The organism is Seonamhaeicola sp. NFXS20, assembly GCF_049132085.1.
Classification (GTDB): domain Bacteria; phylum Bacteroidota; class Bacteroidia; order Flavobacteriales; family Flavobacteriaceae; genus Seonamhaeicola.
The window spans coordinates 224,985-237,134 of the sequence record NZ_JAFMPU010000005.1; the positions used below are offsets into that span (position 1 = coordinate 224,985).

Annotated in this window: 9 protein-coding genes and 2 pseudogenes; 1 reads left to right on the top strand and 10 read right to left on the bottom strand. The window is 32.8% G+C overall.

The features are described from left to right. Nucleotide 1: 1 nt before the first annotated feature. The 4 genes from J1D01_RS09740 to J1D01_RS09755 all read right to left on the bottom strand — a co-directional run bounded on the left by J1D01_RS09740 (nucleotide 2) and on the right by J1D01_RS09755 (nucleotide 3,993). The gene (locus J1D01_RS09740; RefSeq protein ID WP_421150680.1) at nucleotides 2-964 is read right to left on the bottom strand and encodes a YitT family protein; all 963 of its coding nucleotides are present in this window, start codon (nucleotides 962-964) and stop codon (nucleotides 2-4) included. A 25-nt stretch (nucleotides 965-989) separates the two neighbouring features. Continuing rightward, nucleotides 990-1,547 (bottom strand): hypothetical protein, encoded by a 558-nt coding sequence (locus J1D01_RS09745; RefSeq protein ID WP_372936879.1) that lies wholly within the window; start codon nucleotides 1,545-1,547, stop codon nucleotides 990-992. Nucleotides 1,548-1,584: 37 nt separating this feature from the next. After that, nucleotides 1,585-3,132 (bottom strand): helicase HerA-like domain-containing protein, encoded by a 1,548-nt coding sequence (locus tag J1D01_RS09750; RefSeq protein ID WP_372936880.1) that lies wholly within the window; start codon nucleotides 3,130-3,132, stop codon nucleotides 1,585-1,587. A gap of 84 nt (nucleotides 3,133-3,216) precedes the next feature. Beyond that, the gene (locus J1D01_RS09755; RefSeq protein ID WP_421150681.1) at nucleotides 3,217-3,993 is read right to left on the bottom strand and encodes a hypothetical protein; all 777 of its coding nucleotides are present in this window, start codon (nucleotides 3,991-3,993) and stop codon (nucleotides 3,217-3,219) included. Nucleotides 3,994-4,120: 127 nt separating this feature from the next. On the opposite strand from J1D01_RS09755, the gene J1D01_RS09760 reads away from it, so the two are divergent. Then, the gene (locus tag J1D01_RS09760; RefSeq protein ID WP_421150682.1) at nucleotides 4,121-4,750 is read left to right on the top strand and encodes a 7-carboxy-7-deazaguanine synthase QueE; all 630 of its coding nucleotides are present in this window, start codon (nucleotides 4,121-4,123) and stop codon (nucleotides 4,748-4,750) included. A 54-nt stretch (nucleotides 4,751-4,804) separates the two neighbouring features. On the opposite strand, the gene J1D01_RS09765 is transcribed toward J1D01_RS09760, so the two are convergent. The 6 genes and pseudogenes from J1D01_RS09765 to J1D01_RS09790 all read right to left on the bottom strand — a co-directional run bounded on the left by J1D01_RS09765 (nucleotide 4,805) and on the right by J1D01_RS09790 (nucleotide 11,782). Beyond that, nucleotides 4,805-5,332, bottom strand: a complete 528-nt coding sequence (locus J1D01_RS09765) for a DUF2911 domain-containing protein (protein ID WP_372936883.1) — start codon at nucleotides 5,330-5,332, stop codon at nucleotides 4,805-4,807. A gap of 123 nt (nucleotides 5,333-5,455) precedes the next feature. Then, entirely contained in the window at nucleotides 5,456-6,733 is a 1,278-nt protein-coding gene (locus J1D01_RS09770) for a YCF48-related protein (RefSeq protein ID WP_421150683.1), read from the bottom strand. A gap of 44 nt (nucleotides 6,734-6,777) precedes the next feature. Then, nucleotides 6,778-8,601, bottom strand: a pseudogene (aspS, locus tag J1D01_RS09775) (aspartate--tRNA ligase); the annotation flags it as partial. A gap of 86 nt (nucleotides 8,602-8,687) precedes the next feature. Next, nucleotides 8,688-10,116: pseudogene (gene gatB, locus J1D01_RS09780) on the bottom strand (Asp-tRNA(Asn)/Glu-tRNA(Gln) amidotransferase subunit GatB); the annotation flags it as partial. Further along, on the bottom strand, nucleotides 10,116-11,516 hold the full coding sequence (locus J1D01_RS09785) for an amidase family protein (RefSeq protein ID WP_421150701.1): 1,401 nt from the start codon (nucleotides 11,514-11,516) through the stop codon (nucleotides 10,116-10,118). The pseudogene gatB and the gene J1D01_RS09785, both read right to left, overlap by 1 nt. Nucleotides 11,517-11,518: 2 nt before the next feature. Next, nucleotides 11,519-11,782, bottom strand: a complete 264-nt coding sequence (locus tag J1D01_RS09790) for a hypothetical protein (protein WP_372936885.1) — start codon at nucleotides 11,780-11,782, stop codon at nucleotides 11,519-11,521. Nucleotides 11,783-12,150: the final 368 nt, after the last annotated feature.

Sequence of the window (12,150 nt, forward strand, 5' to 3'; positions counted from 1 at the left end):
ATCATTCCTTAAAAGGTTTCCGTTTTATCATGCCGCCTTTAATATCTTTTACAAGTCCCATAATTAAAAAGGCTTTACGGTCTATTTTTTCAATTTCAGTTTTTATTCTGGGAATTTCTAAACGAGTAACTACAGAATATATAATATTTTTTTCGGTATTAGGTTCACCTTCGTTAAATCCGCCTTTTCCAACATAAATAGTGCAAGCGCGTCCTAATTTTTGAGTTAACATTAACCTGATGTCTTCATGTTTATTGGATATTATGGTTAAGCCAACATATTCTTCTACACCATCAACTACAAAATCTACAGTTTTTGCCGCCGATAAATAAGTTAGAATAGCATAAAGAGCTGTTTCAATAGATAGGATATAAGCACCAAAAGAAAAGATGATAATGTTAATTAATAATAAAACATCGCCAACAGTAACTGATAGTTTACGGCTTAGGAAAATTGCAAGAACTTCAGTGCCATCAATAACACTTCTACCACGCATAGACATGCCAATACCCAAACCTAAAAAGAATCCGCCAAAAACAGCAATAAGTAATTTGTCTTCGGTAATAGTTGGATAATTTACAAAATGGACTACAAATGCTAAAAAAGAAATGGCAACTATACTGCGTAATGCAAATTTTAAACTTATGGTTTTTGATGCCAAAATAATAAAAGGAATGTTAACTAAAACTAATAAAACACCTAGTTTTAAAGATGTAACATTTTCTAATAATAACGAAATACCAGTTGCTCCACCATCTATAAATTTGTTTGGTAACAAAAAACCTTTTAAGCCAAAACCAGCCGAAAAAACACCAATAATTATATAGGCATATTCACTTATGGTATGAGAAAGCTCTACTTGTAAACGCCTAACTAAAGGTACAATTTCTTTCTTGCTAACTGATTTATTACTGTTTTTACTTTCTAGTCTCTTTCGAGCTAGATCTACTAGTATTTTAGACAAGAAAGGGTTCATTATAGATGATTTGTTAGTTATTCCAGATTAAGAAAAAATACTTAATTTTTGCATTATCAGGAATGTGAGTTTCTTCAAATTTTAAATCTAAATCGAAGCGTAAATTGGCGGGCAATTCTTTTTTGTCAATTACAAAACTAGCGTTTAATTCATTTACATAAATTGCAATAGAGTTGATAAGATTATCAATTTTAGAAATTTTGTAAGCAGTAATAATATCTTTAAAAGTACTTAATGTAGAAATGCCTTTGAGTGTTTTATATTGTGGGTCTAGAATTTGAATACTTTCAATTACTGATGTTGAATCTAATGAATTTTTGGGGGTTAAAATAAGACGTTTTTCTCCATTTTTTTTAAAGATTTCTATGTTGTTTACACTGCCTGCAAATTCATCTCCGCTGGTGTATTTTGAAATAGAATCATTAACGAAAATGGTTTCTAAGTCTTTTATTTGGGTTGAATCTGTTAATAAACCAATGTGGTGTTTTGATATTTCAAAAGGGTTTTGTTTTTTTTTACAATTTGTAAAAAGTATAGCTAGAAATATGAGGCTTAAAATGAGTTTATTCATTATTTTTTTGATTTAAAATGACATACCAATAATCTACTTATTTTTTCATAACTTTTGTTAAAATGCCAAATACACTTCTAATAAATGTTGCACTTGTAAGCACTTTAACTACCGGGTTCATTCTAGTGCTTTTTCTGCGGGTAGTAGTGCTTCTGGTTTTTTGTTTTGCTTCGGCTTTTTTTAAAGCTTCTTTTTCTTTTCTTGCTTGTTCTTTAGCTTCTTCGGCTTCAGCTTTTTTAATTTTTTCATTAAGCATTTCATAAGCACTTTCTCTATCAACTTCCTTATTGTACTTTTTGGTAAGTTTAGATTGAGATAGTAGTGTGCTTAATTCTGCATCAGTTAAAACATCCATTCTACTCATGGGTGCTCGCATCATGGTTGCAGCTAATGGGGTAGGGCGCCCTTTTTCATCTAATGCTGAAACTAAAGCTTCTCCTATACCTAATGATGTTAGTACTTCGGTAGTATCATAATATTCAGAATCTGGATAGTTTTCAGCAGTTAGCTTAATGGCTTTACGGTCTTTAGCTGTAAAAGCTCTTAAAGCATGTTGTACTTTTAAACCTAATTGGCTTAAGACTTCTTCAGGAACATCAGTTGGGTTTTGGGTAACAAAGTATAAACCAACACCTTTACTTCTTATTAGTTTTACAATGCTTTCAATTTGGTTTAGTAATGCTTTTGATGCTTCATCAAAAATTAAATGTGCCTCATCAATAAACATGATAAGCTCTGGTCTATCACTGTCACCTTGCTCAGGGAAAGTAGAGTAAATTTCGGCCAGTAGACTTAACATAAAAGTTGAAAAAAGTTTAGGTCTGTCTTGAATGTCTGTAAGTCTAATAATATTTATATACCCACGCCCATCATCATCAACACGCAATAAATCATCAACTTCAAAAGAAGTTTCACCAAAAAACAAATCGGCTCCTTGTTGTTCTAATTCTATAATTTTTCTTAAAATAGCGCCTGTTGAAGCTGTAGAAATTCTGCCATAAGAATCGGTGAATTCTTTTTTGCCTTCTTGTGTAGCATATTGTAGAATTTTTTTAAAATCTTTTAAATCTAATAAGGGTAGTTTGTTGTCATCACAATATTGAAAAATAACCGAAACAATACCACTTTGGGTTTGTGTTAAATCTAAAATTCTAGATAATAAAACAGGGCCAAATTCGCTTATGGTAGCTCTTAATCTAACACCATCTTGTTCCGATAGAGTCATGATTTCAACAGGAAATGCTTTAGCTTTAAAAGGTAAACCTATTTTTTCATGGCGTTCATCTATTTTTGGATGTCCTGGACTAGGTTGTGCTAAACCGCTTAAGTCACCTTTTATATCCATTAATAATACAGGAATTCCTTTGTCGCTTAAATTTTCTGCTAAAACTTGCAAAGATTTAGTTTTTCCCGTTCCTGTAGCTCCAGCAATTAAACCATGTCTGTTCATGGTTTTTAATGGAATTTTTACGTGTGCACCAGTAATAGTTTCGCCATCTAACATGGCTGCCCCAATAGGGATATAATCCCCCTTGGTTTTATAGCCTTCTGTAATGACATTGTAAAAAGTTTCCCTTGTATCCATACTCGATATTTTGGATAAAAATACAGGAAATTAAAAATTTTTCTTAATTTTTTATTCTATTTTCTAGAAATAGAGTGTGTAGGCTTACCTGTAAGCTTCATAAATAACAACAATGTGGTCTCTGTAGTTTGTGACATTAATGGTGAAACCATCAGTGTTAAAACTAGTTACCGAAGCGGCCGTTAGTCCTATATCATCCCCATTTTGGTTAGAATATCTGATACCAATAGCCCTAGAGCTTGAAGAATATTTAGAAATATCATTAATGGAATTACCGCTAGCACCAATAAATATGACTTGCTGGTTTATAGAGCCACCGTAATTTGTGGCATAACCTATAGAAGTTCCAAAAACATTATTATAGCCACCATTGTTGTTACCAGAACCATTATCAGAATTTAAATTATAACCTTCAACATTAGCATGTGCAGAAAATTTAATTGATGTAGGTTGAAAAGGTAGTCCTGTAATAGTTTGGGTACCTGTACCGCTAATAATAAATTTACCAAAGTAAACAGTAGTTCCTAAATAGGCTCCAGAATCTGTTCCTGAGGTAATAATATTACCAGAGTCTGAACTAACAGTTAGGTTTGAGTTTATTGGGCTCCACACAGGACTTGCTGGTGTGCCAGAATTAAATTCAAAAATATTAAGAGTAGTGTTGAATATGAGTAAACCAGTAGCTGGGTTTGTAATGCTATTCCTTTCAACTGTAGTTAGTCTTGGGGTTAACATTCCTTTACTAGTAGATTCAACATGTAGAATTGATGATGCATCTGGAGATGTTGTGCCAATTCCAACTTGGGAAAATCCATTATACATACTAACAAATAGTATAATGGTAAATGCTATGTTTTTCATAGTTTAGAGAGAAATTTACGCAATTTACTTAAGCAGGTTGTCACAAAAGTAAGAAAATAAATAGTATATAAAAATTAAAAAACAATCATCTAATCAAATTAAAGGTAATGTGTATCTTTGCAATCTTATGAATGAGTCATTAAAAAAACAGGTTGATAAAGGGGAGATGCTTCCTTTAATGGAGGAGTTTTATACCATTCAAGGCGAAGGGTTTTACAAAGGAACGGCAGCTTATTTTGTACGTATTGGTGGGTGTGATGTAGGGTGCCATTGGTGTGATGTAAAGGAGAGTTGGAATGCTAATTTACACCCGCCAACAGAAACTGACAAAATAGTTGAGAATGCTAAAAAATATAGTGATACCATTGTTGTAACAGGAGGTGAGCCCTTGACTTGGGATATGACCTTGTTAACAGCAAAACTTAAGGCCGAAGGATTAAAAACTCATATTGAAACTTCGGGGGCATATAAACTTACGGGCACTTGGGACTGGATTTGTTTATCTCCTAAAAAAATGAAGTTGCCAACTAATGAGATTTATGCCAAAGCAGATGAGCTAAAAATGATAGTTTATAATAAAGACGATTTACGTTTTGCCGAAGAACAAGCAGCAAAAGTAAATAAAGATTGTATTTTATATTTACAACCAGAGTGGAGTAAACGTGATAAGGTAATACCTTTAATAGTAGATTATGTGATGCAGCATCCTAAATGGAAAGTGTCTTTACAAACACATAAATATTTAAATATACCTTAAATAAAAAAGCCTTGAAATTTCAAGGCTTTTTTTTTATTATTAATTTCTAAAAAATTATTTTGTAAACGGAACGGTAACTCGTGTGGTCCCCCAACCTAAGTGCATATTGCCTTCAGTAAAGGTAATAGAAAAAGCTTCAAGCATTTCACCTTTGCTTACAGGGGCAGAAACTCTAATAACATCGTTAGCTTTATTATATGAATAAGCGCCCCAAACATTTATATCTTTACTTATAATAATAGTCCATTCTTTTTCACCAGGAATAGTAAAAAGTGAATATTCACCTGCACTTACTAATTTTCCTCCTATTTTCATATCTTGGTATAACGTAATAGAAGCAGCTTCATTTGCTCCTGTTCTCCATACTTCGCCGTTAGGAGCCAATTTACTTAGTTCTCTACCTTTTAATTGAGGTCTGCTATAAATAACCTTTGCCATAGCAGGTGCTTTTCTAGATGTTCTGTAAAAAGCTGCATCCATAGGACTTTTGTCTAAGCCGCTGAATTTTTGTGCATTAAGGTTAGTTGATAGAAATAAAGTTAAGGCTAAAGTAATAGTGCTTAAAAAAGATAAATTTTTCATGTTTTTTATTTTATTGAAAATTAGTTAATGTGGTCTGAAAGTTAAGTTGAAACTTACCATGTAAACGTTAAATTTTATATAAATTATGTTAAGAAATTAAGCTGAAAACAATTAGTAAACCTTCTATAATTTAATAACGTGTTTAGAAATTCTGCCTAAATTGTTGTGAAATTCAAGAATATAATGCCCGCTAGCTAGGTCGCTTACATTAAAGTTATAAACTTTTTTAGTTTTAGTAGTTATAATATCTCGTTGGAGTTTTTTTAAAAGCTTACCGTTACTATCATATATGTTAATAAGAAGATTGTCTGGCGCTTTAAAATCTATTGTAAATTCTAAAATGTTTTCTATAGGGTTTTTTGTGATTAATATTGCTAATGGATTTTTAGCTACATCATTATTAAAACTCTCAGTATTTAAAGTTTCTGAAGTATATTTATAAATACTAGTGCCAGATGCGTAAGCTAACGATTCATTGATAACAAAAATTCTATTTAAATTACTACCAATGTTAAGGTTAGTCCAGGTTTGTCCACCATTATTTGTTTGGTAAAAGCCAGTGTTGTGGCCACCCATCCAACCTGTGGTTTCATTAATAAAACCAACGGCTTGCACATCACTTTCTGGAGCATCAAAACTGTTCCAAGTTATTCCTGCATTAGATGAAGAAATTAATTTTCCGGGGTTAGGTGCTGTGCTGTAAATAGCTCCAAAAAAAGTATTAGGGTTGCTGTTTAAGATTTGTAGTTTCCAGACATATTCACCAGAAATATTAGAGTTATAAATTTCTGTCCAGGTTTGTCCACCATCAGTAGTTTTTAAAATAACGGCTCCAGTTGTACTTTTGCCAGCAACATACCCTGTAGTTTCTGATGTGAATTTTATTTCAACCAAGGCTGTTGCATAGGCAGACATGTCTATGTATTGCCATGTGTTACCACTGTTTGTAGATTTTATAATATGGGCTGGTTCAAAATAAGCGCCACAACCATAAATAGTTGATGTTCCAACAACGTCTAGCCCACAAATAGCGTTTGGATTTGGTGTTATGTTTGTAACTTCACTCCAAGTTTGGCCACCATTAGTGGTTTTAAAAAAAACATTGTTTAAAGTGCCTAAAAAACCAATATTTTCATTTAAAAATATGATGTTTCTAAAATAATAATTACCAGGTAGATTGGCTTCGTTGAGTTGCTCAGTCCAAGTTAAACCTCCATCTGTTGTTTTAAAAACAGAAGCATAATAACCATTAGCTGCCCAACCTGTGTTTTCATCTAAAAAATAGACATCATCAAACCGTTGCCCATTATTATTTGGGACAATATTAGGGGCAAGCTTCCAGCTAGATTGTGCAAAAACAGAAAAGCTTAAAAGTAAAAAAGATATTTTAATTGCTTTCATTTGCAACAAACATAGCTAAAATGTATTAGAGGAAGTATTAAAAATTACTTTTTAATAACTTTAACATTCATTTCTTCCACTTTTTTGTTAGATAAAGGTGAAGGTGCACCAAATAATAAATCTTCACTAGTACCAGTTTTAGGGAATGCCATTACTTCTCTAATAGAGGCTTTTTTCTCTAAAATCATCATTAAGCGGTCTACACCCCAAGCTATACCGCCGTGTGGTGGTGCGCCATAATGAAATGCTTTGTACATTGTACCAACGCTTTTCATCATTTCTTCTTTGTTGTAGCCCATGTTGCGGTAGGTAGCTTCTAAAATTTCAGGCTTATGAGCACGAACAGAACCGCCACCAATTTCGTAGCCATTCAAAATTAAATCATATTGTTGTGCTATAATAGATCCTATTTCTTCTTCTTTACCGTTTATATGTTTTTCAATGTCATAAATTGCTGGCATTGAAAAAGGATTGTGTGTAAACGTCCAATTACCTTCGTCGGTTTTTTCAAACATAGGAAAATCTACAACCCATGCTGGTCTTAATTCTTTAGGGTTTATGAGCTTTAACATTTTGCCCATTTCTTGTCTAACCGCATCTAAAGCTTTATTTGCGGTAGCATAATCTGCAGCAGAAAAGAACACTATATCTCCTACTTGCGCATTGGTAGTTTTTATGATTCCTGCAGCTATATCTTCACCTAAAAATTTAATGATTGGTGATTGTAAATCGTTTTCATTAACAATAATATAAGCTAAACCGCCTAAACCATGGTCTTGAGCAATACCTGTTAGTTTTTCTATTTGTCCTTTAGACATGCGTTTGTTCCCTTGTTCTTTAGCGGAAACTTTTATGCATTTTACAATACCTCCTTCATCAATAGGTTTACTAAATACTTGGAAGGTAGTATCTTTAACTATTTCAGTTATATCTTGCATTTCTAAGCCAAAACGAAGGTCTGGTCTGTCGCAACCATATTTGTCCATGGCTTCCTTATAAGTTAATACTTGGAACGGTTTTAAAATCCATTTTTTGCCATATACTTTTTTAACAATATCATTGAACATATTGGTGTTCAAATCTATAATTTGTTGCATGCTGGCATAAGCCATTTCAATATCTAACTGGGTGAATTCTGGTTGTCTATCACCACGAGAATCTTCATCTCTAAAACAACGTGCTATTTGGAAATATTTTTCATAACCACTCACCATAAGCATTTGTTTAAATTGTTGAGGTGCTTGTGGTAGGGTGTAAAAAGCTCCAGCTTCTTTACGTGTTGGTACTATGAATTCTCGAGCGCCTTCATCGGTACCTGCGCTTAAAATAGGTGTTTCTATTTCTAGAAAATCTTGCCCATCTAAAATATCGCGCATTAGTTTAATAACTTTGTGTCGATTTTTTATAACACGGTGTACATCTGCATTTCTATGATCTAGAAACTTGTATTGAAAACGCGTAGTTTCATTGGTTTTAGTGGCACGTTTAATTTCAAACGGCAGTGTTTTTGAAAGGTTTAGTATGTCTAACTCTGAAGTTTCTAACTCAATAGTTCCTGTTCTTAGGCTTGGGTTGAAGTCATCTTCTTTACGTTTAACAATTTCACCCGTAACCATTATAACAGATTCTGGTTTTAATTTTACTAATTCATCTAAGTTAGGGAAGGTTTCTCTACTTAAACGTACTTGGAAAATTTCATTACTTGAATCGCGTAAGTCTATAAACATTAATTCGCCATGGTCTCTAACACTAGAAACCCATCCAGAAAGCGTTACTCTTTCTGATATGGATGCTTCAGATAAATCGGTTGCAACGTGTGTTCTATATTCTTCTTTAACTACCATGGGAATTTTAGGTAGTACTTCTTCCTCTTCTTTAGTGGTTTCTTTTTTGGTCTCGTTTTTCTGAGATTCTTTCTGTTTTTCGGTTTTAGAATCTACTACATTTTCAGCAGCTAAGGCATCTAAAATACCTTGGCGAATGACTTTTCCTGATGCTCCTTTACCAATAATACCAATAACTTTACCAACTAAAATACCGGCTTTACCTTGGTTGCCATTTTTAATATCGTTAGCTATAGCTTCATTTTCATTAATAACTTTAGCAATAGCACTGTCAATTTTTTCTTTTGAAATGGTGTTGTCTTCAAAATACTTGTTGTAATCAAAATTTCTATCTTTTAAATAAGATGTAATTGCATTTTGAACTAATACCGAAGTAATTTTATCTTCTTTAAAAAGTTTAAAAATTTCAATGAGGTGTTCAATTCTATAGATGTCTACATAATCATCGGCACCAATATTGTTTACTAATGTTTTGGCAACAAACGATGGGTCATTAAGCTCTTTGTTTATGGTTATAAAAGTTTTAGAGCGTAATGGGTCTGCTGTAAAAAATTTGGCATCTTGAGGTAATACACCGCCTTTAATTAAAATACGTTCTACGGCATATGGCAGTGAACTTATATCTACATCAATAGATTCTACAACATCTTTTATATTTACAAACGGTAAATCTGGCTCAGAGATGAAACGGTAATCTGCTTCAAACTCCTTTTTACGCATGGTTTTAGTTTGCTTTAAATCGGCATCAAATAAAACCGTTGTTTGGTCTGGTCTAAATTCTTTGTGTTCTATGTAGTAGTTAAGTTGTTTTTCAACCTCTTCTTTTAAAGCCTCTGTCATGAATTTAAAAGAGTTTAAATTTTTTATTTCAGTACGCGGGTTTAAGGTGTAGCTACGCTTTTTTCTGAGCGATACAGATACGTCTGATTTAAATTCTCCTTTTTCAAGATTAGCCTCAGAGATTTTTAAGTTTTGGACAATACGTTGTAAGTATTGTGCGTAGGTTGAAGCGTCTTCAATATGATGAATACATGGTTCTGTAACAATTTCAATTAGTGGTACACCAGCTTTGTTAAAATCTACCAAAGAAACTTTTTTCTCATGCACTAATTTGGCAGCATCTTCCTCAATATGAACTTGGGTTAAATTCACTGTAAATTCACTCCCGTCATTTCTAAAACAAGATACTTGTCCGTCTGGTATTACTGGGTGGTGAAACTGTGTAATTTGAATGTTTTTAGGGTTATCTGGGTATTCGTAATGTTTTCTATCCCATGAAATAACCTCATTGCTAAAAGTAGATTTTACGGCTTTACCAAAATATATAGCTTTGGTAATGGCCTCTTTATTAATAGCGGGTAAGACTCCCATTTGTCCTGTGCAAACAGAACAGATATTTTCATTAGGGGTTTCAACCTCTTGATTAGGGCAGGAGCAGAATAATTTGGTTTTTGTATTTAATCTAATATGAGTTTCTAGCCCTATAACCAATTCTAATTCGTGTGCTTTTAAAGCCTCTTTTAATTGCTCTAAATTCATTATATCGTATCTTTTAAGAAGTTAGCAAACTTCAAAACAAGTTCGTCATTATCTTTTGCGGCAGTAATTTGTAAGCCAGTTTCTGTGCCTTGAGGCACTGTTAAAGTAGGTAATTGCCCTAGGCTAAAGCCAACTGTATAAGCGTCTGATAAATACATGGCTAGCGGGTCTTTTAAGCTATCTCCAATTTTTGGTGGTGTCATTGGTGTTACGGGAGAAATTATGATGTCAACTTCTTTAAAATCGTTTTCAAAATTTTGAGAAATTTGATCTCTTAATGCTAAACCTTTTAAGTAAATTTCATCACTAAATCCTTGTGATAACACTTGGTTGCCACCTACAATTCTGCGTTTTGTTTCTTCTGAAAGATTTTCAGAACGGGTAACAGAGTAGCTTTCTTTAAGGTTGTCGGCTTCAATGCGGTTTCCGTAGTTTGTGCCATCTAAACGAGATAGGTTAGAAGCGGTTTCGGCCATGGCTAAGGTATAATAAGTTGAAACTAAAGTGTCAGATTCAAAGAAATCTAACTCTTTAACCTTAATGCCTTTTGCTTTTATTTTGTTAATAGCTGAAAGAAAATCGTTTTTTATTTTTTTGTCAATAGCTTCACTTTCTATAAAGTTCTTAAAATAGCCTATGGTTTTAATGGTATCTGAATTTAAAATGGCGTTTTGCTCTATTTCCGCAGACGCGTAAGTAGTTTGATCTTTTACGTCTTTACCACTCATAGTGTTTAAAACAATGCGAATATCTTCAATAGATTTTGCAATGGGGCCAACGCAATCTGTAGATGATGCATAGGCCATAATACCATATCTTGATATACGCCCATAAGTTGGTTTTAGACCGTAAATACCATTATAGCCGGCAGGTTGACGGATAGACCCGCCTGTGTCTCCTCCAATAGAAAAAACGGTGTAATTTTTTGCAACATTTACAGCAGAACCACCACTAGAGCCACCCCCAACAAGTTCTGGGTTTTTGGCATTTTTTACGGCGCCAAAAATAGTGTTTTCACTAGATGAACCATGTCCAAAACTATCACAATTTTCTTTCACTAAAGGTATAGCTCCAGCATCTAATAGTTTTTGTATTGCTGTAGCTGTGTAAGCAGATTTATAGTTTTTTAACAAATTAGAGCTAGCAGTGGTATAAGTGCCAGCAACCATGTAAACATCTTTAATGCCAAAGGGAATGCCTTCTAGCAAGCCTATAGTTTCTCCATTAGCAATTTTAGTATCTACTTTTTTAGCTAATTGTAAGGCAGTATCTTCTAATAAATTGTTAACGGTATTATGGGTGTTTTTCTTTAGTAGCTCTAATTTTTCTGTTACTAGCTTAACGCAAGAAATCTCTTTGTTTACTAGTTTATTGTGTATTGTGTGTATTTGAGATTCCATCATTATTCTTCTATCACTTTTGAAACAACCAAGTATCCGTTTTTTTCTTTTGGAAAATTCTCTTTAATAATTTGTTTTTCTGTTTTAGAGCTTTCAATTACAACATCATCTCTTAAATCATTAACAGAAACCGAATTATTATTGGTATTAAAAGTATTCTTATTGGTGTGTGCATTTTTTATTACATCAAATAATTTGCTTACCGCTTCAGAGGGTTTTGCACCTTTAATACTCGACAATACGTCGACTGTCATAATTTTACTCATCTCTTAATTTTTGTATTAAAAAAAGCCTTCCGTAGAAGGAAGGCTTTATATATTTTTAAACAATAACCTTCCTAATCCTATATGTTAGGATTATTAGAGTTGTTATTGTTATTATTATTTAACATCATTAATTTTTGGTGTTCAAATATATGTAGAATTATTGAACTATACTTCTTTTTTTTAATGATCACTTTTGAATTATCAAATTAATAAAAAATTAGGTTCTAATTTGAAAGTTGTCTAAGGATTAAAGGTTTAATTTGATACATTAATTGTGGGTGAAGGTTTATATTTAAATCGTGTCAAAGAAGTAGATTTATATATGAAAAACTTAATTGCAATATTGAATTTCGGGTTTAAATAAAAGC